Genomic DNA, 1203 nt, shown 5'->3' with positions numbered 1-1203 from the left:
CCCCCCATTTTTGCAATACTGATTAACGGGCGATGTGGTTGGCTTGCTTAAATCTATCCGGCGTCTGTTTGGGGCTTGCCCCAGCGCCACGATGAGAGTCGCGCCTGACGATCCTTAAAAGCCCGTCGGCTTCTGAAGCCGATTTTTATGTCAGGATCTTCGCCAGGCCGGTAGGCCGTTCACGTCATCCGTTGTTCAGCTATCGCAAAACCTGAAGGGTGAATTGTGGTACTGCAACAACCGCAGGGTCAGGCGTTCAAGGCGTCTGGCCCTGCTTCATATTGCGCATGGTGAGCCGCTATCGCCCAAGCGATACGCGCCAGTTTGTTGGCCAGGGCACAGGCCACCACATTCGAGTGTCGTCGGCGCAGCAGCGCTCGCACCCAGTCGGCCAAAGCCCCCTTCTGATGATCCAGCCTCTGCATGTAAACCCTGGAGCATTGCACCAGCAGTTGCCGCAGGTGCTTGTCACCCCGCTTGCTGATCCCCAACAAATTGGCTTTGCCGCCCGTGCTGTACTGTCGCGGCACCAAGCCCACTGAAGCCGCAAAATCGCGACTGCATCGGTATTGCTTGCCATCGCCCATTTCTACAGCCAGAAGGCTGGCGGTGATCGGACCGACACACGGCATGCTAAGCAAACGGCTCCCCAGATCATCGTCGGCCAGCTGGCAAGCCAGTTGTTTGTCCAGTTCCTTGATCTGTTCATCCAGGTAAACGAAGTGATCGTGCAGGCGTTGCAACAGCACTGTCAGCCGCACAGGCAGCTCATGCTCGGCCAAAACAGCTGCCAAACGCTTCATGATGGCTGAGCCTTTGGGCAGGCTGATGCCAAATTCCAGCAGGAAACCGTGCATCTGATTGGCTGTCTTGGTGCGGTCATGCACCAACGACTCGCGCATGCGATGCAGGACAGACAGGGTTTGCTGAGACTCGGTTTTAGGCGTAACGAAGCGCATGGACGGACGGGAAGCCGCCTCGCAAATGGCCTCTGCGTCGATAAAGTCATTTTTGTTGCCCTTGACGAAAGGGCGGACAAACTGCGGTGAAATCAACTTGGTCGTATGCCCCATCGCCGCAAGCTGACGGGCGATGAAGTGAGAGCCGGCACAGGCTTCCGTTACCACGACGCAGCTCGGCAAGTTGCCGAAGAACCGCATCATCTGCGCTCGCGAGAGCTTTTTGCGAAACACCTCGCGGCCC

Annotated in this window: 1 protein-coding gene; it reads right to left on the bottom strand. The window is 57.4% G+C overall.

Features of this window, described 5'->3' with window-relative positions:
• Positions 1-248: 248 nt before the first annotated feature.
• A partial coding sequence (locus AC1Q6I_RS34755) for an IS110 family RNA-guided transposase (protein ID WP_492618420.1) occupies positions 249-1203 on the bottom strand: 955 nt, incomplete at its 5' end.

Source organism: Pseudomonas sp. MPR-R2A5 (assembly GCF_058793055.1).
Note: the sequence above shows the minus strand (reverse complement) of the source record. Positions and strands in the feature narration are given on the sequence as shown.